The 23,351-nt window shown below is 55.1% G+C and carries 22 protein-coding genes; 12 read left to right on the top strand and 10 right to left on the bottom strand.

Annotated features, from left to right (window positions below; all coding sequences use genetic code 11):
• Window positions 1-4: 4 nt before the first annotated feature.
• On the top strand, window positions 5-631 hold the full coding sequence (locus tag E6C51_RS13745; protein ID WP_190236388.1) for a ribonuclease D: 627 nt from the start codon (window positions 5-7) through the stop codon (window positions 629-631).
• Window positions 632-882: 251 nt separating this feature from the next.
• On the opposite strand, the gene E6C51_RS13740 is transcribed toward E6C51_RS13745, so the two are convergent.
• The 3 genes from E6C51_RS13740 to E6C51_RS13730 form a co-directional block, all read right to left on the bottom strand.
• Window positions 883-2,133 carry an aminopeptidase gene (locus E6C51_RS13740; RefSeq protein WP_190236387.1) on the bottom strand — a complete coding sequence of 417 codons (1,251 nt, stop codon included), beginning with the start codon at window positions 2,131-2,133 and terminating at the stop codon, window positions 883-885.
• Window positions 2,134-2,233: 100 nt separating this feature from the next.
• Window positions 2,234-2,707, bottom strand: a complete 474-nt coding sequence (ybaK, locus tag E6C51_RS13735; protein ID WP_146932520.1) for a Cys-tRNA(Pro) deacylase — start codon at window positions 2,705-2,707, stop codon at window positions 2,234-2,236.
• Between the two features lie 12 nt (window positions 2,708-2,719).
• Window positions 2,720-3,070 carry an ArsC family reductase gene (locus tag E6C51_RS13730; RefSeq protein WP_190236386.1) on the bottom strand — a complete coding sequence of 117 codons (351 nt, stop codon included), beginning with the start codon at window positions 3,068-3,070 and terminating at the stop codon, window positions 2,720-2,722.
• A gap of 148 nt (window positions 3,071-3,218) precedes the next feature.
• Between E6C51_RS13730 and E6C51_RS13725 the strand changes: the two genes are divergently transcribed.
• Both E6C51_RS13725 and E6C51_RS13720 read left to right on the top strand, forming a co-directional pair.
• A complete protein-coding gene (locus E6C51_RS13725; protein WP_190236385.1) occupies window positions 3,219-4,166 on the top strand; it encodes an AEC family transporter in 948 nt (315 codons plus the stop codon).
• A gap of 58 nt (window positions 4,167-4,224) precedes the next feature.
• On the top strand, window positions 4,225-4,878 hold the full coding sequence (locus E6C51_RS13720; protein WP_190236384.1) for a hypothetical protein: 654 nt from the start codon (window positions 4,225-4,227) through the stop codon (window positions 4,876-4,878).
• A gap of 49 nt (window positions 4,879-4,927) precedes the next feature.
• On the opposite strand, the gene E6C51_RS13715 is transcribed toward E6C51_RS13720, so the two are convergent.
• Window positions 4,928-6,331 carry a nicotinate phosphoribosyltransferase gene (locus E6C51_RS13715; RefSeq protein WP_190236383.1) on the bottom strand — a complete coding sequence of 468 codons (1,404 nt, stop codon included), beginning with the start codon at window positions 6,329-6,331 and terminating at the stop codon, window positions 4,928-4,930.
• 628 nt (window positions 6,332-6,959) lie between these two features.
• Here E6C51_RS13715 and E6C51_RS13710 point away from each other — a divergent pair.
• Entirely contained in the window at window positions 6,960-8,885 is a 1,926-nt protein-coding gene (locus tag E6C51_RS13710) for a hypothetical protein (RefSeq protein WP_190236382.1), read from the top strand.
• 37 nt (window positions 8,886-8,922) lie between these two features.
• Here the strand turns inward: E6C51_RS13710 and E6C51_RS13705 are convergent, their stop codons facing one another.
• Window positions 8,923-9,792: an EamA family transporter gene (locus E6C51_RS13705; protein ID WP_190236381.1), complete on the bottom strand. Its 870-nt coding sequence runs from the start codon at window positions 9,790-9,792 to the stop codon at window positions 8,923-8,925.
• Window positions 9,793-9,872: 80 nt separating this feature from the next.
• Between E6C51_RS13705 and E6C51_RS13700 the strand changes: the two genes are divergently transcribed.
• Complete coding sequence (locus E6C51_RS13700; protein WP_190236380.1) at window positions 9,873-10,376, top strand: MarR family winged helix-turn-helix transcriptional regulator; 504 nt, start codon at window positions 9,873-9,875, stop codon at window positions 10,374-10,376.
• Between the two features lie 71 nt (window positions 10,377-10,447).
• Here the strand turns inward: E6C51_RS13700 and xseA are convergent, their stop codons facing one another.
• On the bottom strand, window positions 10,448-12,055 hold the full coding sequence (gene xseA, locus E6C51_RS13695; RefSeq protein ID WP_190236379.1) for an exodeoxyribonuclease VII large subunit: 1,608 nt from the start codon (window positions 12,053-12,055) through the stop codon (window positions 10,448-10,450).
• A 193-nt stretch (window positions 12,056-12,248) separates the two neighbouring features.
• Here xseA and E6C51_RS13690 point away from each other — a divergent pair, with 193 nt between their 5' ends.
• Entirely contained in the window at window positions 12,249-12,476 is a 228-nt protein-coding gene (locus tag E6C51_RS13690; RefSeq protein WP_146932542.1) for a hypothetical protein, read from the top strand.
• A gap of 53 nt (window positions 12,477-12,529) precedes the next feature.
• On the opposite strand, the gene E6C51_RS13685 is transcribed toward E6C51_RS13690, so the two are convergent.
• Complete coding sequence (locus E6C51_RS13685) at window positions 12,530-14,326, bottom strand: hypothetical protein (protein WP_230987303.1); 1,797 nt, start codon at window positions 14,324-14,326, stop codon at window positions 12,530-12,532.
• Between the two features lie 268 nt (window positions 14,327-14,594).
• Between E6C51_RS13685 and E6C51_RS13680 the strand changes: the two genes are divergently transcribed.
• Both E6C51_RS13680 and E6C51_RS13675 read left to right on the top strand, forming a co-directional pair.
• Window positions 14,595-15,599, top strand: coding sequence for a glycosyltransferase (locus E6C51_RS13680; protein WP_190236378.1), 1,005 nt, complete (start codon window positions 14,595-14,597; stop codon window positions 15,597-15,599).
• On the top strand, window positions 15,596-15,976 hold the full coding sequence (locus tag E6C51_RS13675; protein WP_146932546.1) for a GtrA family protein: 381 nt from the start codon (window positions 15,596-15,598) through the stop codon (window positions 15,974-15,976). Before E6C51_RS13680 ends, E6C51_RS13675 begins: the two co-directional genes overlap by 4 nt.
• Here E6C51_RS13675 and E6C51_RS13670 read toward each other — a convergent pair.
• The gene (locus E6C51_RS13670) at window positions 15,973-16,959 is read right to left on the bottom strand and encodes a Gfo/Idh/MocA family protein (RefSeq protein WP_190236377.1); all 987 of its coding nucleotides are present in this window, start codon (window positions 16,957-16,959) and stop codon (window positions 15,973-15,975) included. The two genes, E6C51_RS13675 and E6C51_RS13670, sit on opposite strands and share 4 nt — an antisense overlap.
• Window positions 16,960-17,111: 152 nt before the next feature.
• Here E6C51_RS13670 and E6C51_RS13665 point away from each other — a divergent pair, with 152 nt between their 5' ends.
• Window positions 17,112-18,071 carry an aldo/keto reductase gene (locus E6C51_RS13665; protein ID WP_190236376.1) on the top strand — a complete coding sequence of 320 codons (960 nt, stop codon included), beginning with the start codon at window positions 17,112-17,114 and terminating at the stop codon, window positions 18,069-18,071.
• A 21-nt stretch (window positions 18,072-18,092) separates the two neighbouring features.
• Here E6C51_RS13665 and E6C51_RS13660 read toward each other — a convergent pair whose 3' ends face one another.
• A complete protein-coding gene (locus E6C51_RS13660; RefSeq protein WP_190236375.1) occupies window positions 18,093-18,983 on the bottom strand; it encodes a LysR family transcriptional regulator in 891 nt (296 codons plus the stop codon).
• Window positions 18,984-19,080: 97 nt separating this feature from the next.
• Here E6C51_RS13660 and E6C51_RS13655 point away from each other — a divergent pair, with 97 nt between their 5' ends.
• Together E6C51_RS13655 and E6C51_RS13650 are read left to right on the top strand one after the other, a co-directional pair.
• Complete coding sequence (locus tag E6C51_RS13655) at window positions 19,081-20,082, top strand: aldo/keto reductase (protein WP_190236374.1); 1,002 nt, start codon at window positions 19,081-19,083, stop codon at window positions 20,080-20,082.
• 243 nt (window positions 20,083-20,325) lie between these two features.
• Window positions 20,326-21,084 carry a hypothetical protein gene (locus tag E6C51_RS13650; RefSeq protein ID WP_190236373.1) on the top strand — a complete coding sequence of 253 codons (759 nt, stop codon included), beginning with the start codon at window positions 20,326-20,328 and terminating at the stop codon, window positions 21,082-21,084.
• Between the two features lie 63 nt (window positions 21,085-21,147).
• On the opposite strand, the gene E6C51_RS13645 is transcribed toward E6C51_RS13650, so the two are convergent.
• Window positions 21,148-21,897 carry a helix-turn-helix domain-containing protein gene (locus tag E6C51_RS13645; RefSeq protein WP_190236450.1) on the bottom strand — a complete coding sequence of 250 codons (750 nt, stop codon included), beginning with the start codon at window positions 21,895-21,897 and terminating at the stop codon, window positions 21,148-21,150.
• Between the two features lie 484 nt (window positions 21,898-22,381).
• Here E6C51_RS13645 and E6C51_RS13640 point away from each other — a divergent pair, with 484 nt between their 5' ends.
• The gene (locus tag E6C51_RS13640) at window positions 22,382-23,296 is read left to right on the top strand and encodes a DMT family transporter (protein ID WP_190236372.1); all 915 of its coding nucleotides are present in this window, start codon (window positions 22,382-22,384) and stop codon (window positions 23,294-23,296) included.
• Window positions 23,297-23,351 lie beyond the last annotated feature (55 nt).

Genomic DNA, 23,351 nt, shown 5'->3' with positions numbered 1-23,351 from the left:
AGATATGGCGGCCAAAATTCGCTATCATGAAGGGGATATTCGCGCAGAAGATTGCGCGCGCTACACCGGCGCAATTGCCATCGACACCGAAACCCTTGGCCTTGTTCCGCGCCGCGACCGCCTCTGCGTGGTGCAGCTTTCACCCGGTGATGGCACGGCTGATGTGATCCGCATTGCAGCTGGGCAAAAGGAAGCGCCCAATCTGGTTGGGCTTTTGGCCAATCCGTCTGTTGAGAAAATCTTCCATTACGGCCGCTTTGACATTGCCGTGCTGTTTTACACCTTTGGGGTCACCTGTGCGCCAGTGTTTTGCACCAAGATCGCCTCACGCCTGAGCCGCACCTACACCGATCGCCATGGTTTGAAAGACAATCTGAGAGAAATGCTGGAGGTGGATATTTCCAAAGCCCAGCAATCATCAGATTGGGCGGCGGAAAAGCTGAGTCAGGCCCAGTTGGAATATGCGGCATCCGATGTGCTGCATCTGCATGCCTTGCGCGACAAGCTAACCGAGCGCCTGTTGCGCGATGGCCGCATGGACCACGCCAAGGCCTGTTTCGAGTTTCTGCCCACTCGCGCCAAGCTTGACCTTCTGGGCTGGGATGACACCGATATTTTTGCCCATAGCTGAGCAAATCCCATCGTTTAGCAAATCAAGGGCCACATCTGCTGTGGCCCTCAGACTGCTGACAAACCCTAAATTTATCCTCGACGTCATGCTCGGCCCTGTGCCGAGCATCTAACCACGCTAATTTCATAAGCAAAGTCAATTTCTTATCCAGCCACGGCAGACCCTCGGGACAGGCCCGAGGGTGACGAAACGTCGAGCGAGAGGTTTGTCAATAAGCTGAGGGCCACATCTGCTGTGGCCCTTTGCTATTTTCAGGCCCATTCGCCCTTGCGCATCACCGGCACCTTTGTGCCATCTGCCCGCACACCATCAATATCGACCTTGTTCGAGCCAATCATCCAGTCAATATGAATAAGGCTGGAATTGCCGCCCTGCGCCTTGATCTGCTCTGGTGTCAGCTTGGCCCCATTGAGGAAGCATTTGGAATAGCATTGGCCAAGCGCAATGTGGCACGAGGCATTTTCATCAAACAGGGTGTTGTAAAACAGAATGCCGGAGGCAGAGATTGGCGACGAATGCGGCACCAAAGCCACCTCACCCAGACGCCGTGCACCTTCGTCAGTATCCAGCACTTTCAAGAGCACGTCTTCACCCTTTGAGGCCTTGGCCTCGACAATCCGGCCCGCTTCAAACCGCACCTGAATATTGTCGATCAACGTGCCCTGATGCGACAGCGGTTTGGTGGACGATACCGTTCCTTCCACTTTCAGCGCATGCGGCGTGGTGAACACTTCTTCGGTCGGGATGTTGGGATTGCAGGTCACACCATTCTTGGCGGTCGATGCTCCACCGAACCATTCGTGACCATCGGCAAGACCAACCGTCAAATCCGTGCCGGGACCGGTAAAATGCAAAGCTTCAAAACGCTCATCGTTGAGCCAGCGCGAGCGCTTGGCAAGCTCACCATTGTGGGCAGCCCAGGCCGCAATGGGATCGTCCTGATCAACGCGCGAGGCTGCAAAAATCGCATCGGCCAGTTTCTTCACGGCCTCATCGAGCGGCAGCTCTGGAAACACCAGCTTGGCCCAGGACGGGTTGGGATAGGCGCAGATATTCCAATTGATGTTGAAGTTGGAAATCGGCTCCAGCGCAGGCTTATAGGCAATGGAATTGGCCTTGTTGGCACGGGCAACCTTGGCGGAATCCTGTCCGGCCAGCATCATGGGATTGTCGCCAGACACAGCAAGCCGGGCCGCACCATTGGCATAGGCTTTGGCCATGCCTTCATACAGCCAATCACTGGCCCGATCAAAGCTGGCATCCGGCGCGTGAGCGTAACGGGCAAGCGTTGCCTCTTCATCCGCATAAAATGTGGTGACCAGACCGGCCCCGGCCATATAGGCATGTTTGGTAATCTGGCGTGTCAGCGGCAATGCATTGATGGGTGCCGTTATCACCAGATCCTGCCCCTGTTGCAGCCCAAGACCGACCTTGACAGCCACTTCGGCCAGCTTTTCCAGCTTCACCGGATCAATAGAATGCGCAAAATCGGGGAGGGTCATTGGACAATTCCTGACGTTATAATGGGTGTCTTTCAACAGATAGGCCGCATTCAAGCATATTTGAAGGCGGGCAAGCACATTTGAAGGCGGCGAGTATAAATTAGGCAATAACGGGAGCCGCAATGGCACCCAGTGCGCGCAAAGCCTCTTTAGGCTCCAGCCGCACCTGCAATCCGCGCTGACCACCGTTCATATAAACATGCGGTTCATTCATGGCGGAGATTTCAATCACGGTCGGCACCGCCTTCTTTTGCCCAAACGGGCTGATACCGCCGACCACAAAGCCGGTCAGCTTTTCGGCAGCGGCTGGCTTCATCATCGCCGCATGCTTGCCACTGAAGGCTGCCGCCAGCTTTTTCATGCTGACTTCCTGATCCGAGGGCACAACCACGCAGACCGGCTTGCCATCCAGCTCTGCCATCAGGGTTTTCAGCACCCGGCAAGGGTCTTCGCCAATCGCTTCTGCGGCCTGAAGGCCGATGCGCTCGGCATTGGGATCATAGTCATAGGTGTGAACGCTGAAAGCGACCTTGGCCTTCTCCAGTGCCAATGTTGCGCGGGTCGACTTGGACATGATCATCCATCCTTATTCGGCAAAAAAAGTGCTGTATTGCTCCGGTTTGAAGCCCACCAGCAATGCGCCGTCCTTGTCCAGCACGGGGCGTTTGATCATGGAAGGTTGCGCCAGCATCAGGGTAATTGCCTTGTCTTCGCTCAAATCTGCGCGCTGATCCTCTGGCAATTTCTTGAACGTGGTGCCTGCCCGGTTCAAAACAATCTCCCAGCCCATCTTTGTGCACCAGCTTTGCAGGCTGTCGCGGTCAATGCCTTTGGCCTTGTAATCGTGGAAGGTGTAATCCACACCATGATCGTCCAGCCATGTGCGCGCTTTTTTCATCGTGTCACAGTTTTTAATGCCGTAAAGGGTGATGGTCATAAGCGCTCCACTGACTGATTGTCTGCTGCATGCCTATCAAAAAAGGCAGGCCTTGCAAGGGCTGCAATTGCGAGAACCGTACAACAATGGTTTAACAGCAGGTGCATTTTCCCGCCCGTTGCCAGTCGATTGAAAGCCTGCCTTTTTCATGCATGACATAGCCTTGAATGTTATTCCAATTTTCCTGCTGATCTTTATTGGCTGGGCTTTGGTTCGCTCCGGTTTTCTCAATGCCAATATGGGAACCGATCTCGGCGAATTTGTCTTCAAGGTGGCTGTGCCGGTTTTGATGTTTTACACCATTGCCCATGCGGATTTTCAGGGCGCATCCCCCTTTCGCCTTTGGGCGGCCTATTTTGCCGGCGTTGGCGTTACCTGGACCACCGGCCATCTGATTGCCACCACGGTTTTTGGTCGCGACTCGCGTATTGGCGTTTTGGCTGGCGTGTCCTCAGCCTTTGCCAACAATGTGTTCATTGGCTTGCCATTGGTCAGCCACATGGTCGGCAATGACGGGCTGGTTGCGCTCTCTATCCTGCTTGCCGTGCATCTGCCTCTTATGATGGTGATTGGCACCGTGTTGATGGAAAATGCTGATGCCAAGGAAAAAGGCACCCAAACGCGCGGCATTCTTGCCATTCTCAAACAGATAGGGCGCAACCTCATCACCAATCCGCTGGTCATCGGGGTGGCGGCGGGCCTTTGTGTGCACGCTGTTGGTCTCACCGTTCCCGGACCTTTGGACATCGTTCTGAGGCAAATCACCGCCATGGCCGGGCCTGCGGCCCTTATGTCTCTGGGCATGGCGCTGACGCAATATCACGTCACCGGCAATCTGGGGCTTGCGGCCGCGACATCGGTGCTCAAGCTGTTTTTGCTGCCCCTCACGGTTTGGACGACGTGCCATCTTCTGCATCTGTCACCGGAATGGACCAAAGCCATGGTGCTGACCTCGTCGGTTCCCACCGGCGTCAATGCCTGGCTGATTGCCAATCGGTTTGGTGTTGGCCATGCGCTGGCCGCTTCCACCATTACCATCACCACAATTTTGGGTGTTTTTTCTGTGACTTTCTGGGCATGGATTTTGGGGGCCTAGACGGTTGGCTTTCCTGAACAACCACTGAGCATTCAAGGCAAATTCACCATAAAACAGAATGGATTGCCCCAGTCGGTACCCGGATCTTCCTGAGCAGCACGAGGCCGATTTTCTTTCAAACAGGATAAGCAAGAAACCGCATTTTGAAGAACTTACGCAGTATTTTCTTAAAGGTTTGACGGTAGCGTTCAAAAGGCGAAGCAGAGTGTTGAAATACTTGGCTGCGCAAAAGGAAACCGATGAGATACGCTGTAGCGAAAAGACATTGGTCTTGTCGTTCATACCGCCTGTTTCAACCTATGTAAGTTTTTGTAAATGCGGAATCATTCCGTGTTTCTCAACCGATGTGGCCATGATGGATTCTGCGGCAAGTGCAAGCGACGCTGCTTCGTCTCTGACGAGCATTTCAAATGAACGAACCGTGCGTTTAGGTGCAGCGCATGATGATGCAAAAGACATCGGTCTGTTGTTTTCCAAACCACAGACCCAGCGCGACACGGTAAAGGCACCGCCCTTGTTTCAAGACTTCTATGACACCGCGCCAGCCAATGCTGCGCCCTCTTCCGAGGCCACGCCGCAGGCAAAGGCACGTTCAAGCTGGCTGGACGCCCTCTCGAACCAGGACCACAATGGTTTTGCCGCCGACCGGCCATCAACTTTCAACCCCGATGAGAACGGCCTTTACCGGATGTTTCTGCCGGAAACGGTTTAATCCCGTTTGATAGGATGCGTCTGCCCGTATGGGCGACGCTTTTCTGGGTTTAAAGATCCTGCCGATGCTTGGTGCGAACGCGCTGACGCACCTCATCAAAGCTGCATTCGCGGAGCAGATTTCCATTTTCCCAGACGGGTTGCAGGTGATTTTCGCGCCTGCCAAGCTCTTCAAGCCGCACGGATGTAAATTCGTTGGCTTCAAACACCACCGCTCTCCGCCCAACTTCGGGCAGCCGCTCATGCATGGTCACCGGCCGGCGGGAGATATCGCGCCAGCGACCCGTTTCATCCATCAATGCCGTGCATTTCATGGTGAAGGAATAGATGGAACGGTTGATTTTCTGCAACTGAGAGGCACCGATGCCAAAGGTGATGTTTTCGGCAGAAAAGCCCAATCCCTCCAGACGCCCGAGAATCATGGTGATATCGCGCAGTGACACACCGTCGGCCTGCAACACCCGCACCTTGTCATCCAGCACTTTAAAGCCCTTGGCATTCAACCGGGTGCCAAAATGATAGGCCAGCTGCGCCACTGTTTGCACCGGCACATCAATGGGATCGCCACTGTCAGGCCGCACGATCAAAGTGCCCGGCTTTGAGCGCACTTTTTGTTGCAGCGCCTTGCCCCACAGTTCCGCCACAGCATTTCGAACATCATAGCTATCAGACACCACCGAATAGGTGGGATAATCACCAAACTGATCGACCATATGCGCAAAAGACGCTTCTTCTTGGCTTTGCGGCCAGGCAATCATGGTGGTGTGCTCGGAGGCTGGCACAGAAAAGCCCGCCATTTTCGCCCCATAGTAGCGCCGGGCATAGACGATCGCTTCGAGCGTATCGGTGCTATCGAAATGCAAAAGCGTTGCCAGCCCACCAAGACCGGCCTGCTCAAGGCTGGTTGCTCCGCGCGCGCCATAATCGGCAAGGCGGGTTGCAATCATGCTGTCGGGGTCATCGCAGGTATTTTTTAAATAAGGGATCAGCGTCTGCTTCACATGTCGCAGCGAACTGGCCACCGCCGATGGATACCAGACAGCCCGCAACAACGCGGTTTCGATATAGGATGTCAACCAGAAGCAGGCAGGATCCGTATTGACCACCTGCACCATGGGCACGCCGCGGTGGATGAAAGACCCTTCCGGTATCGCCTCGATGCGCAAGGGCAAGAAGCCGCCATGGGCATTGAGAATATGCTGCCAACCAGTGCGATCAAAGGGTTGGCCATGCAAAGCGGCAATATCCTGCGCCTCGGCAATGTCGATGGCGGTTACCGGCTGCGACAAATATTCCTTCAAAAATGCCTGGAGACCGAAAAACACGATTTCAGGCCGCATGGACGTGCCGCGCGTGGCAATGTAGCCGCTTAATGCCTGCGTGCCGGGGGGATATTGCAAAAAATGCCCAAGCTTATAGCTGTCGGTATTCAAAATCGGATTTGTGCGGCTCATGGTGTCACCGGGCGTTTGAGTCAGACAAAAGGTCTGATTATGGCATGCAAAATGCACGTCATAGACGGCCAAGCCAACCCGAAGCTTACGGCGGGCACGGGGCGGCAGCGGGGCTGCAAACTCAAATTAACGAAATATTAACCAAGATTAATCATCCTGTGAACGCAGATGATTCGACACAGTGGCGGCCCATTTTCACAGGCGACGCTCCAGCATACCCCCTTAAATCGGAATCGCTTTAAGACATATGCAGGAGATTAAAAGCGTTACAGTGTCCTCTGTGCGCCCTACATTGTGCAAGTTGCAGTAGGAATTATTGAAAATGGCCTTGGTATTGCGTTGGCAAATATCGCTACAACGCCCGGCCCCCTCTACTGCATAATTCCTTAAATCGGAGTGGATTTAAGGAGAAAGTTATGCAGCAGCTTGAAAGTGCTACAGCGTCCTTTGTGCGCCATATTTGGTGAGAGGCGCTGTAAACGATAGAAGTGCTCTTTGCGCATTGATAAAATGGCGGGCGCACGACACAGAGTGTTTGTTCGATTATCCGGTTGTTGATCGTTTTCTTCCTCGCGCCATATGATGTAAAAGACGATGCGCCGTAACTGCAACTGAAAAGGGGTATGCCGTGCTGCCTCCCGTCCAACCCACATCGCGAAGTGCTGTCGCCGTTGCTGACAGCGCCGCAGATGTTCCGCACCTGCCCAATACGCAGGGCAACACTGGTCAGGATGCCGGTGTGCGCGCAGATCAAAACAACAGCTCTTCGATCGCCGGACGTATCAACAATCTGTTGCTCAGCAGCCGCGACACCGTGCGGGCCGATATGGCGACCATTGCCGATATGGTTGGCGCTTCCATTGGCATTGAGCGCAAGCCCAATGAAGCCGATGCCGCCTTTGCGGCACGTTTTGTGGCTGCCTTGACCAAGCTGGATGAAGGCCAGCGGGCCGCACTGCAACGAACGCTCAATCAGGTGCTCAAGGGCCTGCAAGTGCAGGTTTTGTTGCAAGTGCTGAAAAATCAGGATGGGCCAGAGGCGGCGTTGTTATCCGCTTATATGGAAATTCAGCGCAGCAATCGCGAGAACCTCAAAGCCCAGACGGTTGTGTCGTCCTACACTCAAAATTCTCAAAGTGAACCCGCAAAGCCAGCGGAGACGCAAGCGACAAATGCAGGCGCGCCGCGCTCAACCGCACCTCAAACCTCCATAACCGTGGCCTTACAAGGCTCTGTCGCAGGTGTGGTGGTCAAGGAGGCCGCAATTGCCAATCTGGCGGCAGCATTAAGACAGGCGTCTTCAGGCGCACTGACCGATTACCAAACAGAAACCGGGCAGCTTATCTCAGTGTCAGCTTTGCCAAACGACAGCACTGAGACAGAGGCGCTTCGCGCCACCCCAGATACCAATAGCGGGACAAGCCCAAAAGCATTGGGCGCAAAAGCGCCTGGTGCAGAAGGGCTGGGTGCAAAAATGCCGGATCTTGGCAGTCCCCCAGCCAGCGCTGGCCCACAGCATGATAAGCAGACTGAGACCTCAGTACCTGCAACACCTCTCAAAGCAGCAGCAACCCAGCCCATGGATGCGCCACAAGCCAGACAATTGATGGCGCAGGCGTTTTCATCCTCGCCCGCCGCCGCACCAGAGCCATCTCTGTTGACGGCCAAACGTGCTGATGTGCCACTGCCCTCTGACATGTCCAGATCTGCATTGCCGCAGCCGAACACAGAAGCCGCGCCGCGATCGACGGCAAATCCGGCAACGGAGACGGGCCATCTGGCGCAGACTGCTAAAGACACGGAAAAATCCGCACCACACGCCAGCCTCCAGACAACAGCCGCGGCGATGGATGAGCGCGTGGTCCAGAAGGAAGCGGCCATTGCCACCGCCCTTTCAATGAAAGGCTGGAGTGAAGCACCACTCCCGGCACCCCAGAGCGTGCAAAAAGATAGCGCGTCGAGCGGTGCTGCGCTGTTTCGCCAGATGTTTTTTCAAGCGACTGACCTCAATGAAAGTGCTGAGGCTGCGGCATTGCGCGCGCTTGTCAACCGGCCAGAAGCTACGCAAAACGCTGAGAGTGCGAAGCCCAAAACGGCGGATAGCCGCGACACGGAGACGGAAAAGCAGGTGGGAGAGCATGCATCCATGCGTGCGCAAGCTGTGTTGACCCTGGCGGGCGCACAAGCCGTGCCTGTTCCCGCACCCGCACAGATTATGTTTCCGCTGGCGGTGCCGGTGCCGGTGGTCAATTACCTTGCCAACCAGCAAACGCCTGCCGATGAGCGTGACATCAGCATTAACGCGATTGATGCTCTTGGCGACGAAGAAACCCAACAGGATGCCCACCAACAGCCCTATCAGGATCAATCCGAAGAGGATGAGGCCAGCGCCGATGAGGCCCCGGAGGCAATAGACGAGAAGGCTCTGCCCCGCACGCAAACCGATGAAGAGCACCATCCGACGATGCGACCCGACCTGCCCATGCTGCCCGCCCCGCAGGACGAGCCGGTTCTCGCCGATTCGCTCTACTGGAAGATTGCTGATCTGGAATAGGATGCCTCAACGCAGCGAGCGGCATCCCATTGCCGATTTATTTTACAGCAGCACTTGCCCGCCGCTGGGCGATAAAGACGCTGACCAACACCGCAATGAAGCCAATGCCTTGCAACAGAGACAGGCTTTGCCCCAACAAGGCCCAGCCCAGCAGGGTGGCAACCAAAGGACTGAGAAAGCCCAGGGCGGCAACAGCCGCTGGCTCAATCCGCGCAATGCCCCAGAACCAAAGAAGATAGGTAAAGGCCGCACCGATCACGCCGAGATAGGCAAAGCCGAGATAATTCAGCGGCGTCAATGTTGGCAAAGCAGGCTCGAGCATCAAGGCCAATGGCACCAGAAGCAAGCCACCTGCGGTTAATTGCCAGGCCGTAAAGGTCAGGTTGGACACTGGCGGACGCCAATGGCGCGTTAAAACCGTGCCTGCGGCCATGGACACAGCCCCCGCCAACCCGGCCGCAATTCCCACCGGGTCAAGGGCTGCCTTTGGCGTCAGCACCAGCAGTGCCACACCCGCAAGCCCGATGCAGGCCGCAAGGATCACGGCCAGACGGATCGGCGTGCCGAGCACCAGCCTGGCAAGAGCAATGACAATGAGCGGCTGAACCGCGCCGACCGTTGCAGCCACCCCACCCGGCAGCCGATAGGCCGACACAAACAGCATGGCCCAAAACAGTGTGAAATTCAGCCCACCGAGCACGAAAACCCGCAAAGCCCATAGGCCCTTGGGAAACTGACGCACCAGCAGCAAAAGAAGAATGCCCGCCGGCAGGGCGCGCAGCATGGCCGCATGCAGCGGATATCCCTGCGGCAACAGGTTGGTGGTGACAATATAGGTACTGCCCCAAATGGCGGGAGCCAGGGCGGTGACGGCGATGGGCCAAACAGAGGTGATATTTATCTTCATGTTCATTATCTCGATTTCAAGATAATTATCCCTACCACTATTTATCTTGAAATCAAGATAGTTTCTGCTATCGCTGGCCTATGGAAAAAAAACAGACACCGGATGCCGTGGATCAAATTTTGGCCCAGTGGCAGAATGAGCGGCCAGACCTTGATGTGACCCCTATGGGCCTTTTGGGCAGGCTTGGCCGATTGCGCGAGCATTTAGCACGCAATGTCGAGGCCGTTCTGCAATCCCATGGTCTCAACAGCTCGAGTTTTGATGTGCTGGCCACGTTGCGACGGGCGGGCAGCCCTTACCAGCTTCCGCCCTCGGATTTGCTGGCGACAATGATGGTCACCTCAGGCACCATGACCAACCGCATTGATCAACTGGAAAAACAGGGGTTGGTGCAGCGCTTGCCCAATCCACAAGACCGGCGCAGTCTGTTGATTGCACTGACGGACAAGGGCTTTGCGCTGGTTGACAAAGCCGTCACCGAGCATGTGGCAAACCAGCAAAGATTGGTCGCGATACTACCGCCGGAGCAGCAGGCTGCACTGGACGATCTGCTGCGGCAGTTTTTAGCTGGGTTTGAACCCTGAAACGGCAAGGCAGGCTTTTGATTTCGTTTGTCTGATCAGAAAAACCGTGGTCCGCTTTTCCCGGACAAACTCTAGAACAAACTGCCCTGCCCTGCTGGTGGCTCTGACTTTTTCGACGCTTTTGCAGCCGGTGCTGGCTTTTGCGCAGGCACCAGCGGAGGTGGCGGACTGGCTGTCGTGCCAACGGCGGCAGAAACCCGTCCATCGGCAAACTCAATGGCAATGGCCTGACCATTGGACAAAGCATTGGCGCGCGAAAGGGGGCGATTGTCCTCATCACGAATCACGGCATAGCCGCGCATCAGCACATTCTTGTAGGACAAGGATTGCAACATGCGATCATGGGCCGAAACCATTGAACGCGCCCGTTTCAAATCGTGAACAATGGCACTATCAGCCCGGCGGCTCAGGCTTTCCAGCCGATCCTTCCCGCGCTCTGTCTGCGCTTTCAGGCGCGCCGGAAGTGTGGTCAAGGTGGCATCAAACCGACCAAGGCGGGCTTTGTGCCGCTCAATCAGCCGCTCGACAATTCGATCAGCAAGGGCCGCACGCTCGCTCACTTTTTGGCGGCGCTCAATCAATCGACGGGCCAGCATATCGGGTGACAGCTTGGCGCTGGCGCGCTCAAACAGCCGCCGCTTGCTCATGGTGTTCAGCTCCAGCCCCCGCCCCAGGCCGCTTGCCGCCTCATCAAACCGGCGGCGCGGCAGCGCCAGCAGTTGATCCAGTGATGGCAGAGCCCTTGCAAGGGCACGCACACTTTGGCGGTGATGGTCCATCTGGCGGGTCATGGCGCTCGACAGGCGCGCCGACAATCCGGCAATCTGAGCCTGAAGATCGGCCTTGACCGGCACCGCCATTTCGGCTGCACCCGTAGGCGTGGGGGCGCGCACGTCGGCAGCATAATCAATCAGGGTCCAGTCGGTTTCATGGCCAACCGCAGAAATCAGCGGAATGGTGCTGGCGGCTGCCGCCCGCACCACGGCTTCATCATTGAAACTCCACAGGTCTTCGAGGCTGCCGCCACCGCGGGCCACAATCAGCACATCGGGCCTTGGAAGAGCGCCACCCGGCTCCATCGCGTTAAAGCCATGGATGGCATTGGCCACCTCATCACCAGAGCCTTCGCCTTGCACCTTGACCGGCCAGACCAGCACATGCACGGGAAAGCGATCAGAAATCCGGTGCAAAATATCGCGGATAACCGCCCCGGTTGGTGAGGTCACCACCCCGATCACCTTGGGCATGAAGGGCAAAAGCTGTTTACGGGCCGGATCAAACAGGCCTTCGGCGGTAAAGCGGCGTTTGCGCTCTTCAATCAGCGCCATCAGGGCACCGGCACCGGCCGGTTCCATTTGCTCAATGACGATCTGATATTTGCTGGAGCCGGGAAAGGTGGTGATGCGCCCGGTGGCAATCACTTCCATGCCCTCTTCCGGCCGATATTTCAGCTTGGAAAACGAGCCTTTCCAGATCACCGCATCAATGCGCGACTTGTCATCTTTCAGCGAAAAATAGGCGTGGCCGGAGGAATGCTGTCCACGAAAACCCGAAATTTCCCCGCGCACCCGCACCTGATCAAAGGCGGTCTCAATGGTGCGCTTGATCGATCCGGAAAGCTCCGAAACGGTAAACTCGCTGAGATTGGTGGGCGAATCATCGCTGAAAAAACTGGCCATGGCGATTATTTATCCGAGTACGGTTTAAAACGCACCCCCTTCTCAAATCAACACGCAGGCTTTTCCGCTGGCGGCTTAAAGCCGGATCACGCAGACGTCATAGCAACAAAGTAAGGGGCGATGGAACAATCGTTAACTCTCGAGGGTTATACTTTCGGAAATCACGATACGTTTCTGTTACGGGATCAAACACATGACTTTCCTGATTGCCATGACAATTGGCATTGCCACAGGCGCAATACGCAGCATCTTTTCCATTGTGATGGTATCGGCCATGCTGCTTTTGGGCGGCGTTGTCATGATCGCGCTCGGCACGTCGTTTGGCGTAATGGATCTGCTGATGGCCTTGATCGGCTATCAAGTCGGGCTGATCAATTGCCTTATTCTGGCGATGGTGGTGACGAGCCGACGCCCGGCCTGATCATCAGCGGTCCTACTGCTTGATGCCACTTCTCATTGACCACGTTTTTTCGATTACCGAACAGAAAACAACTGCAAACCCGACTGCGTATCTGGTGGCAAGGGGGCGAGGTAGTCTGGCACCGCGCCCTTGGCGAGGGCTGCATAAAGCCCATCGGATTTCAGCTCTATCAATTGCTTTGTTTGCGCATCCGACGGGCAAAACGCCACAATTCCCACCCCTGCACCATGCAAAAACGACTGCGCATCCTTGGGCGTTGAAAGGCCGATATGCAATTCGGTCAACATCCCACCCTGATCGCGATGATAGGGGGCAGTGAGAACCCGGTGGTGGGTAAACCGCAATATGGCCGTACCAATTTCTGAAGAAGCCGCAACCGTGGTGGCGGGCATGCTGGCCAATTGGGCCAAGGCTTGTGCCGATTTACACTGCTTCGTTGTGGTGAGCGCAGTATTTGCTCCTACCCGAAGGGCCTGCGGCCCCTGTGATACAAACACTCCCACAACAGCCCAGAGCACTGGAACCGAACAAAGAATGCTGGCTATATAAACCAGTTGCGCAGTTATTTTCCAAGGCTTTTGCTGCGTCGTCTCGCGCAGGTCGGCAATCAGCAGGGCAAGCGGCACAATAGCCAGCATATTGGCAAACATATTGCCCCGCACCTGAATGAGCGAAACGGCCCAGCTTGTAGCCAAAAGCAAAGCCAGAACCGCATGGGCAGCAGCCCTGTCTTTTCGCCAGATGCGCCAACAGCAAACCAGCAGTGCCAAAAAGCCAACGGCATAAAAAGCCCCAAGTTCGGATGGCTCCCGCTGCGCAATGGCGGAAAAGGACATGGCCTCTCCCACATTGTTCAGCCAGAGCGTGACCAACAGGGGATCGAGATTGGCCAGCGGATTGCCAAGGCATTGCGGCGCAATCTTGAGAGCGGACACGCCAACAACCGCACCAATCAGCGCGAGACTGGCCAGCCGATAGGACAAGCTCAAGCGACTTGCCACAACGGATGCCAGACACAGCAAACCTCCGCCCATGGCCGTCAAAGCATAATAGCCAAAGGAAAGATTATCGCATGTGACCACACCATAGTGCGCCGGAGGCACCGTGCCGACAAAAAACAGACTGACAAACAGCGCCAGCGCCAGTGAAAAAGAGGCGGCCTGCACCTGCATTGCCTTGCCCACCACGCCCCATTTCACCGCAACAATCAGACAGGCAACGGCAACAATCGGCGTGGTTTCTGCGCCAATCGCCAAAGCCAGCGCGCAGGCCACGCCCGCTGCCGCATAGGCCTGCCAGGCTGTGGAAACACTCAAGACCATGGCCAAAAACGCCATAAGCGCGATCTGCACATTGTGATGGTCAATTGAGCCCGGCAAAAACCGATTGGATGTCAAAAGATAAAGCCCGGTCAGCCCCAGCGCCACATGCAGGGCCACCCGCCCGCCCAGCTTAAGTGCTGCACACCCCAGCGATGCCATGACGGGCGCAACCCACAACAAGGGCCAGATGGCCAGCGCGATGGCCTCGGCTTTTTGGGTGGGAAACATCAGACTGGAAAGGCGAATAAGGACGGCAATGGGAAAATCGATCAGACGCGACCAATGCATCAGCGTGCCGGGCAAAAGCCCCAGCCGATATTGCATCATGTCAAACCAGCCTTGCCCGGCCAGAAAATCCCGCACCTCAACCAGCCGCATGGCATCATCATTATCGGCACCGACATAGTCCTGGGCAAAGCTTAATCTCACCACCAGAATGATGGCGATCACCAAGGCGCAATAGGCGGCAATGATCCATGCAGCAGGCCGGGCTTTGGACATTGCCGGTATGGGGGGTGCGACAGCCATAGCCAGCTCCAGGACCTATTTTGGCGAGCAAGAAACAGCTCTGCATTAAGATATTATATTATTTGCATAATTTTTCTTCACGCCAGACACAGTATGAAGAATTATACGCAATCGAAACCTAACCTTAACCTTATCAAGAAAGAGTAAACCAAAGTCATGACAGCACATTGTGTTATCGTGCGCATAAAATAAGGCTTCAACCCCTATAGGTTGCTTTATCACTGACCGCCTGCCAGTTCCGAGAACAAGTTTGTATTGAGTAACGTTGATGGGCATCAAAGATTATCGGGACGTGGCCGTGCTGCTTCCCTGCTATAATGAGGCAAGCACCATTGCCAGCGTTGTGCGCGGTTTTCGCCAGGCGCTGCCGCAGGCGCGTATCTATGTGTTTGACAACAACTCCACCGATGGCACGGCCCTTGCGGCCAGACTGGCCGGGGCCGAGGTGTGGCACGAGCGCAGACAAGGCAAGGGCCATGTGGTGCGTCGCATGTTTGCTGATATTGACGCCGAGATCTACATCATGGCCGATGGCGATGGCACCTATTCTCCTCACGATGCGATTGAGCTGATCCATACGTTGCAGCTTGAGCGGGCCGATATGGTGGTGGGCACCCGGCGAGGAGTGCAGCAAGACGCTGGCCGTCAGGGTCATGCCTTGGGCAATCGCGTGTTCAACGTGCTCTACCGATTTGTGTTTGGCCCCGGTTTCACCGATATTTTCTCTGGCTATCGGGCCTTCTCGCGCCGTTTTGTCAAAAGTTTTCCAGCCGTGTCTGCCGGTTTTGAAATTGAAACGGAAATGTCAGTGCATGCATCCCGGCTGAAACTCACCGTGGTTGAGCGCGAGTTGGACTATGGCCGCAGGCCAGAAGGCTCGCACTCCAAACTCTCCACCTTGAAAGATGGCGCAAAAATCCTCTGGATGTTTGCCATGCTGGCCAAGGAAACCAGACCCTTTGCCTTTTTCAGCGGCATTGCCGCTGTGTTTTTGCTGGCCAGCACCTGTTTCATGACCCCGGTTTTGCTCAGTTATTTTGAAACGGGCCTTGTCGCGCGCCTGCCTACCTGGGTTCTGGCCATGACATTGCTGATGACAAGCCTGCTGGTGTTTACGGCGGGCCTGATCCTTGACTCTCTCGCCCGTGCCCGTATTGAGCATCTGAGATTGCATTATATCAGCCAACCCGTGGCAACCTACCCCGCCGATCTGCCAGAGCAGAAAGACGGACCTGTTGAGACAAAACCAGACCGGATAGCCGACGCCGCATGAAAAAACTGATCCGCTTTGCTTTGGTGGGCACCGCTGGCTTTGCTGTCGATGCCGGTGTTCTCTGGCTTTTGATGCATCTGACGCCGCTTGGGGCCTTCACGGCGCGTATTTTTGCCATTGCCACCGCCATGTTCACCACATGGATGCTCAACCGCGCCTTCACCTTTGGAGCGTCAACCCGCACGATCATCGCCGAGGGCTTTCGCTATGGCTCGGTCGGCATTGTCTCGGCTTTGGTCAATTATGCCATCTATGCCGGCCTGCTGCTTACTATTCCGGCCTTAAGCCCGTTTATCGCACTCATTGCGGCCTCACTGGCCGCAATGGTGTTCAGTTTTCTGGGCTATTCGCGCTTTGTGTTTGGGAACAAGGGCTAAACCTTCTCCCAGCCATCCTTTTCGCTGGCGCGATAAATGGCATCAATAAAGCGCTGATTGGCCTTTGAGTTTTCCAGCGTCACCACCTCAACCGCCTCGCCTGCCACGCATTTGGCAAAAGTCTCTATTTCGCGGCGATACTGGCGGCTTCCGGGAAAGCGGAAAATCTGCGACTGGTTGTGAGACTGGTTGGTCAGTTCCAGCTCTTCTGCCCCCCAGAGATCGGCATTGAACGGCGATTTCACCTCGATAAAGCCTTCCGTGCCGTGAAACACCATGTTTTGGCGATTGGCCATCTGGGTGGCGATGTAAAAGCTCATTTCAAAGCTGCCGAAATCGGCTTTGACGCTGGAATAAATGTCGGTGCCAAAATCCGGGTCACGCTCGGTCACGGCCTGCACCCGCAACGGCTCCTCACCGGTGGTAAAGCGCGTGGTGATGGTGGGATAGACGCCAATATCGGGCAAAGCACCACCGCCGAGGCTGGCGATGTTGCGCATATTGCCGGGATCGCGGTTAAAATAGGTGAATGCACCCTGCACATGGCGCAAGCGGCCAATGGCACCTTCATGCAGCAAGGCGCGCACCTTTTGCCACACCGGCGCATAGGTGACCATAAAGGCTTCCGAGATCACCACCTTGTTGCGATCGCGCGCCGCAATCAGGCTGTCGATTTCATCGGCCTTCAGGGAAATCGGCTTTTCGCACAAAACATGCTTGCCAGCATCGGCCGCCTTGATGGTCCACTCCACATGCTGCGAGGTGGGCAGCGGAATATAAACCGCATCAATTGTGTCTGACGCCAGCATCTCATCATAAGAGCCAAAAGCATGCGGCACAGAAAAGCGATCAGCCAAGGCGCGGGCTTTATCCGCATCGCGGCTGGCAATGGCGGTGACCACGGCATTTTCCGCATCCTGAATAGCCGGAATCACCAATTCACGGCCAATTTTTGCCGTCGATAAAATCCCAAAACGCAGCATGTTTTCCTCCTGAAATGCTGTTGCAAACATAGGGCAAGGCTGGCTCCTCTGCAATTGTATGTATAGCGCGAATGTGAGCGCTGGCCCGTTGCCAATCCGTATACGAACGCTAGTTTGTCAATCAGTTCACACGCATTTTGGGAGAAATTCTCATGCAAAAACGAAAGCTTGGCCGCTCAGGCCTTTCCATCGCCCCCGTTGTTTTCGGCGGCAATGTTTTTGGCTGGACCGCCGATGAGCAGACATCCTTCACACTGCTCGATGCCTTTTTGGATGCTGGTTACAACGCAATCGATACCGCCGATGTCTACTCGCGCTGGATTGATGGCCATTCGGGCGGCGAGTCTGAAACCGTGATTGGTAAATGGTTGAAAGCCAGAAATATAGCACGCGATAGAGTGGTTATTGTCACCAAAGTCGGCATGGATATGGGGCAAGGCAAGCCTGATCTCTCGGCCAAATGGATTATCGAAGAGGTCGAAAACTCGCTCAAACGGCTTCAGACCGATTATATCGACCTCTATCTGTCACACACCTTTGACCCTGACACGTCGCATGAGGAAACATTAGGTGCCTATGCCAAGCTGAAAGAACAGGGCAAAATCCGCGCCATTGGCTGCTCCAATTTTGACGCAAGCCAGCTTCAGGCCTCGTTCGATGCCGCGGCAAAGGCGGGTTTGCCAGCCTATGACGTGATTCAGCCGGAGTATAATCTCTATACGCGCGACCGGTTTGAAGGGCCTTTGGCCGATCTTTGCATCAAGAACGATATTGGTGTAATCAGCTATTATGCGCTGGCGGCAGGCTTTCTGAGCGGCAAATACCGCAAGGCCGAAGACACGCAAGGCAAGGCCCGCAGCTATCGGGTGGGTGATTATCTCAATGACAAAGGCCATCGCATTCTCAAAGCGCTCGACACAGTCGCAGCAGAGACAAAAACCACACCGGCAACCGTTGCCATTGCCTGGGTTGCGGCCCGGCCGGGCATCACCGCACCCATTGCCTCGGCTACCAGCTTGACTCAGTTGGAGGCCATGATCAAGGCTGGAAACCTTACATTGACGAAAGAGCAAATGACGCTTTTGAACGAAGCCGGGGCCGACAATACGTAAGGCTTACGGCCCGGCTAAGTATCAGGATCGATAACGAAAGAAGTCGACAAAAGCCCGAAGTGCCGGGCGCATCTGACGACGGGTTGGATAGTAAATATAAAACCCGTCGAACGGCTCGCACCAATCTTCCAGCACACGCAGCAGGCGGCCATCCGACAATTCCGGCTGAATGCGGTTTTCAAAGGCGAAAGCCAGCCCCGCGCCATCCAGACAGGCAGCCAGAATGGCGCGGTCATCGGGCAAGATCAGCGGGCCGCGCACATCCACGACCAGCGGCTTGCCATCCTTTTCAAACTCCCAGCGATAAATCCTGCCACTGGCAAACCGCCTGCGAATGCAGCGATGCGCCATCAGATCAGCCGGATGATGCGGCACCGAAAAATGCTCGAAGTATTCGGGCGTGGCCACCACCGCGCCCCGCCATGGGCCGCTGGCCTTCACCGCCACCATATCGGCTTCCAGATTTTCACCCAGGCGAAGACCTGCATCAAAACCGTGCGCGACAATATCCTCAAAACTATCGTTGGCGATCAGATCCAGCTCGATCTCGGGGAATTGCCGGGTAAAAGCCCCTAAACGCGGCGCGATCAGATGTTCGGCCGCTAATCTCGGCAGCGTGATGCGAAGCGGCCCCGCCGGACGCGTCCGGCTCTCGGCCAATGTCTCTAACGCCGCATCAATCTCGGCCAGCGCAGGTGCAAGCGTTGCCAGCAATTGGCGGCCCTCCTCGGTGGGAGCAACGCTGCGGGTGGTGCGGGCCAGAAGGCGCACACCGAGGCTTTCCTCCAGCGCCGAAATCGCATGGCTGACCGCAGACGGGGCAATGCCCAATTCTGCCGCTGCCTTACGAAAGCTGCATGTTTCGGCCACAGTGGCCAGAACCGATAATTGTGAAAGCTGCGCTCTGTTCATTGATCGAAATTATAGAACAAGCTTGTGAAAATAACAGCGATTTTCAAGATCAATGCGGCGGATTAGTCTGACCGCAATATCACAGAAAGGGACCGCCATGAAAACCCGCACACTCGGCTCCGACCTCACCGTATCCGCCCTTGGCCTTGGCTGCATGGGCATGAGCCACGCCTATAGCCCATCAAGCGACGAGCAAAGCTCGATTGCCACCATCCATCGCGCGGTAGAACTGGGCGTGACCCTGTTTGACACTGCCGAAGTCTATGGCCCGTTTACCAACGAGGTTCTGGTGGGCAAAGCGCTCAAACCCCACCGCGACAAGGTGGTGATTGCCACCAAATTCGGCTTCAAGATTGACACGAGCAAAACCGACCGCAATGCCATGAACGGCACCGACAGCCGCCCGGAACATGTGAAAGAAGTGGCCGAAGCCTCGCTGAAGCGGCTGGGTGTGGAGGTGATTGATCTGTTTTACCAGCACCGGGTGGACCCGAACGTGCCGATTGAAGACACGGTTGGGGCCATGGCCGATCTGGTCAAGCAAGGCAAAGTGCGCGCCCTTGGCCTCTCGGAAGCCAGCGCCGAGACTTTACGCCGCGCCCATGCGGTGCATCCCATTGCCGCAATCCAAAGCGAATATTCGCTCTGGACCCGCGACGTGGAAGAAAACGGCGTGCTGGCCACCTGCCGCCAACTGGGTATCGGCTTTGTGCCCTTCAGCCCCTTGGGACGCGGCGCTTTGACCGGAGCCTTGAAAAACCTCGATGGCCTGTCCGACACCGACTTCCGCCGCGCCCTGCCGCGCTTTCAAGCCGAGAATTTCGAGGCCAATCTGGCCCTGATCACCGCACTGGAAGAGATGGCCAAAACCAAAAACACCACCGCCGCCCAACTGGCACTGGCCTGGGTGCTGGCCCAAGGCGATTTCATCGTCCCCATTCCCGGCACCACCAAAATTGCCAATCTGGAAAAGAATGTTGCAGCCGCCGAGATTGTGCTGACGCCAGAGGAGGCGACCGCGCTTGGGGATTTGCTGTCACCGGCCAAGGTGGCGGGTGGGCGTTATCCTGAGGCTATGGCGAAGATGGCGGGGCGGTGAAATTGGGCATAAGTCCGTATGGCGAGGACGGAAGCTCTCGCCATACACTCTGCCAAGCGGTAAGAATTAGAAAGCCCATCAAACAAGAGTACTCGGATGATAAAATCCTGCCGGATTTAAAGACCTCTTTTATGCGTAACGGCATTGAAAATGATTGAAGATACAATCAGATAAGCGCTATGCTGTGGTGAATAAGATGTCGATTTTTTATCTGCCAATTTTCCGTTATGGGGTATCAGGAGCATGAGTATTACCAAGCCATACCATCGGATGATAAGAGGCTTTAAACCCGGCAACAACGCTTCATATAGTAGCTGGGCCTATATACGAGATAAAGAATATGCCCGAGCATCGTCGCATTATGTCCGCGCATTCCTTCTTATACAAAAAGATTTGCAAAAAATATTTGAATATATAGAGCCGAGCAACGAGAGCATCCACGCTTACTCATACAGAATACATGAACTATTGATGCGAACATGCATCGAAATAGAAGCGAATTTTAAAGCAATATTATACGAAAATAATTTCAATACCAATCCAAAAAAACTTAATATTGATATTTACAAAAAAATTGATACGACACACCATCTTTCATCTTATGGTGTAATGCTTCCAATATGGAACGGTGAAACAAGAATTTGGAAACCATTTGAAGCTTGGAAAGCAAATGACCCCTTAGATTGGTATCAAAATTACAATGCAAGCAAACATGATCGTCATGAAAATTTTAAAAGAGCAAACTTAGAGACGCTGATCATGTCAGTGAGCGGCCTTCTAGTGCTCATTTCTTCGCAATTCAGAACCGAGGATTTTTCTGCGGGCAGTGATATGGTGGCTGTTTCAGGCTATGACTACTACGATATGGAACCTGCAATAGGTTCTTTCTTTAGAATAAAATTTCCAGATGATTGGGCCGATGATGACCTTTATGACTTTGACTGGCAGCAACTCAAATTAGAAAATGACCGATTTTCAAAATTTAATTATGACGCATTATAATGCGATTAACCTATTGATTTAAATGAAGTAGTATTCCAATTTTTCTTATATCACTTCATACTATTAAGTGTCACTCCTCACCTGCCCCCGATAAACCGAGGGCGTACACCCCGTTGCTTCCTTAAACACCCGCGTCATATGGCTTTGGCTGCTAAAGCCGCAGGCTGAGGCGATTTGGGCGATGGGGTCTTGGCTGGCCAGCAGCGTTTTGGCTTTTGCGAGGCGGCGGCGCAGGAGCCAGTCGGCGGGGGAGAGGCCGCAGCTAAGGAGGAACATGCGTTGCAGGTGAAAGGGGCTGAGGCCTGCGATATCGGCCAGAGTTTGCAGGGTGATGGGCAGGTGTAGGTGATTTTCGATATAATCAATCAGCCTGTTGCGCAGCAAAGGGGAAAGCCCGCCCTTGATGGTGATGTTTGAAGCACCGCCATAGCGGGGGTGGACAAACAGGTGGGTGAGAGCGGTGGCGGTGGCCTGTTCGGCGGCCAGGCTATCGCCGTTTTGCACGGCACATGCCAGCCCTCGCAAGGAGCGTTCCAAGGCCGGGGCATTGTCAAAGGTCACTTCGGGCATGACCATCAGGCGGCAATCCTGATCAAAGGTTTCGGTATAGGCCCGGCGCAATTCCTGATCTTGCACATAAAGATGCACAAACCGGAAGGATTCGGTGATTTCCCATTCCGATGAGGCTCCCTGTGGCATCACGCACAGTGCGCCCGGCCAGCCGTTTTTGGCCGCGCCATCCACGCGGCGCGTGCCCGTGCCGCCCTCAAGATAGAGGCTGATGGTGTGGCCGTCGGGTCGCGCATAGCGCACCCTATCATTGGCATTGCTCCAGATGGCGGCGGATTGGCCAAAGCCGAGGTTTAGCGACGCCAGATTTTGCGCGCAGGGCGATTCTTTAAGAGAGCTGAAGACGGAAAACTGCGCAATCGACATGGGTGTATCCTGAAAACAGGCGTTCATCTTAGCGCCATTTTAGAAAATTGTATCGGCGCTTACCAAAACTTGAGAGGATTTATCGCGTGTGAAAACCCCTCCCCAACCCTCCCCACAAGGGGGAGGGAGCAGGTCGAGAACAGCGTCAGCCTTGCGAGGATTAACTATTTATAATTTTAAAACAATTACTTACAGCGAACGTGACAGACCCCCTCCCCCTTGTGGGGAGGGTTGGGGAGGGGCCTTTGTTGTTGGATGACCTCCTTTGCGGTGCCAATTCGGCAATGCATTTCACCGCAAGAATCTGCAAGAAGCCTTGCGTCATTCAGGCCTAACTCGCGGGCAGACATGCGAGGATTCTATGATCAATATTCTGCTTTTTGCGTCTACCGTTTTGATCTGGGGCACCACCTGGATTGCCATCACCATGCAGGTTGGCCCTGTGCCGGTGCTGGTGTCGGTGTTTTATCGCTTTGCCACGGCGGGGATTATCATGCTGGTGGCGCTCTCACTGATGGGCAAGCTCAAGCGCCCGGCCCTGAAACATCAGCCTTTCATTGTGGCGCAGGCGCTGTGTTTGTTCAGCTGCAATTTCATCTGCTTTTACACGGCCTCCAGCTATGTGCATTCCGGTCTGATCTCGGTGATTTTTTCGCTGGCGACCATTTATAATGCCATCAATGCGCGGATTTTCTTTGGTGAGCGCGTCAAGCCACGCACCTTTGTGGCCGGGGCCATTGGCGTAACCGGGCTTTTGCTGCTGTTTGGGCCGGATATTCTGGGCAAATTCGATGCCCATAGCTGGAAAGGTTTGGGATTGGCTGCCCTTGGCACGCTGTTTTTCTCACTCGGCAATATGGTGTCGCGGCGCAACAGTGCGGCTGGTATTTCGCCTGTTACCGCCAATGCCTGGGGCATGGGCTATGGCGCACTGTTTCTGCTGGTGCTGATTGGTATTACGGGCACACCCATCGTGACACCGCCGGATGCGCGCTATATTTCTGCCATGCTGTATTTGGCTGTGTTTGGCTCGGTGGTGGGTTTTACCACCTATCTGATGGCGGTGTCGCGCATCGGCTCGGCCAAAGCCGCTTATATGACCGTGCTGTTTCCCGTGGTGGCGCTGACACTGTCCACCCTGTATGAGGGCTATCAGTGGACACCAATGGCCATGATTGGGCTGACGCTGACACTGCTGGGCAATCTTGTGATGTTTGCGCCCTCGTTGCGGCGGGGCACACCGGCGGTGTTGCCAGCCCAAACCAAACAGGCCTGAAATAGTCGGCCACAGTTACCTGCGTCGTCATGCTCGGCCCTGTGCCGAGCATCTA

It is taken from the genome of Gillisella terrae (assembly GCF_004801395.1).
In the GTDB taxonomy this organism is placed as follows: Bacteria; Pseudomonadota; Alphaproteobacteria; order Rhizobiales; family Rhizobiaceae; genus Allorhizobium; species Allorhizobium terrae.
Note: the sequence above shows the minus strand (reverse complement) of the source record. Positions and strands in the feature narration are given on the sequence as shown.

Excerpts from the sequence above, each read along its gene's own strand:
- E6C51_RS13730 (WP_190236386.1), bottom strand. The coding sequence starts at position 3,070 with ATGACCATCACCCTTTACGGCATTAAAAACTGTGACACGATGAAAAAA.
- E6C51_RS13660 (WP_190236375.1), bottom strand. The coding sequence starts at position 18,983 with ATGAACAGAGCGCAGCTTTCACAATTATCGGTTCTGGCCACTGTGGCC.
- E6C51_RS13745 (WP_190236388.1), top strand. The coding sequence starts at position 5 with ATGGCGGCCAAAATTCGCTATCATGAAGGGGATATTCGCGCAGAAGAT.
- E6C51_RS13670 (WP_190236377.1), bottom strand. The coding sequence starts at position 16,959 with ATGCTGCGTTTTGGGATTTTATCGACGGCAAAAATTGGCCGTGAATTG.
- E6C51_RS13665 (WP_190236376.1), top strand. The coding sequence starts at position 17,112 with ATGCAAAAACGAAAGCTTGGCCGCTCAGGCCTTTCCATCGCCCCCGTT.
- E6C51_RS13675 (WP_146932546.1), top strand. The coding sequence starts at position 15,596 with ATGAAAAAACTGATCCGCTTTGCTTTGGTGGGCACCGCTGGCTTTGCT.
- E6C51_RS13715 (WP_190236383.1), bottom strand. The coding sequence starts at position 6,331 with ATGAGCCGCACAAATCCGATTTTGAATACCGACAGCTATAAGCTTGGG.
- E6C51_RS13690 (WP_146932542.1), top strand. The coding sequence starts at position 12,249 with ATGACTTTCCTGATTGCCATGACAATTGGCATTGCCACAGGCGCAATA.
- E6C51_RS13705 (WP_190236381.1), bottom strand. The coding sequence starts at position 9,792 with ATGAAGATAAATATCACCTCTGTTTGGCCCATCGCCGTCACCGCCCTG.
- E6C51_RS13655 (WP_190236374.1), top strand. The coding sequence starts at position 19,081 with ATGAAAACCCGCACACTCGGCTCCGACCTCACCGTATCCGCCCTTGGC.
- E6C51_RS13685 (WP_230987303.1), bottom strand. The coding sequence starts at position 14,326 with ATGGCTGTCGCACCCCCCATACCGGCAATGTCCAAAGCCCGGCCTGCT.
- E6C51_RS13680 (WP_190236378.1), top strand. The coding sequence starts at position 14,595 with ATGGGCATCAAAGATTATCGGGACGTGGCCGTGCTGCTTCCCTGCTAT.
- E6C51_RS13700 (WP_190236380.1), top strand. The coding sequence starts at position 9,873 with ATGGAAAAAAAACAGACACCGGATGCCGTGGATCAAATTTTGGCCCAG.
- E6C51_RS13650 (WP_190236373.1), top strand. The coding sequence starts at position 20,326 with ATGAGTATTACCAAGCCATACCATCGGATGATAAGAGGCTTTAAACCC.
- xseA (WP_190236379.1), bottom strand. The coding sequence starts at position 12,055 with ATGGCCAGTTTTTTCAGCGATGATTCGCCCACCAATCTCAGCGAGTTT.
- E6C51_RS13725 (WP_190236385.1), top strand. The coding sequence starts at position 3,219 with ATGCATGACATAGCCTTGAATGTTATTCCAATTTTCCTGCTGATCTTT.
- E6C51_RS13720 (WP_190236384.1), top strand. The coding sequence starts at position 4,225 with ATGGATTGCCCCAGTCGGTACCCGGATCTTCCTGAGCAGCACGAGGCC.
- E6C51_RS13640 (WP_190236372.1), top strand. The coding sequence starts at position 22,382 with ATGATCAATATTCTGCTTTTTGCGTCTACCGTTTTGATCTGGGGCACC.
- ybaK (WP_146932520.1), bottom strand. The coding sequence starts at position 2,707 with ATGTCCAAGTCGACCCGCGCAACATTGGCACTGGAGAAGGCCAAGGTC.
- E6C51_RS13740 (WP_190236387.1), bottom strand. The coding sequence starts at position 2,133 with ATGACCCTCCCCGATTTTGCGCATTCTATTGATCCGGTGAAGCTGGAA.